The 225-nt window shown below is 68.9% G+C and carries 1 protein-coding gene; it reads right to left on the bottom strand.

Annotated features, from left to right (window positions below; genetic code table 11):
- A partial coding sequence (locus tag AC0IWM_RS24020) for a transposase (protein ID WP_471759195.1) occupies positions 1-225 on the bottom strand: 225 nt, incomplete at both ends.

The following is a 225-nucleotide window of genomic DNA, read 5'->3' as shown; positions in this document are numbered from 1 at the left end:
TTCTTCGGCAAGGCGGTGTCGTCGACGACGAGGATCGCATCCGAACCGCCGACCAGGCGATCGGCCTCGCCGAGAAGTGCCTGCTGCAGCGGCGCCTCATCCCAGATCCCGGCCGCGATGAAGTGGTGCAGCCGATCATAGGGAACCCCATCGGCCCGCGCCGCCATCGGCTGGACGCTCTTGCGGTCGCCCAGGCCGATCAACCCGGCCACGTAGAGCGGGCAC

The organism is Methylobacterium sp. AC433, assembly GCF_979253015.1.
Note: the sequence above shows the minus strand (reverse complement) of the source record. Positions and strands in the feature narration are given on the sequence as shown.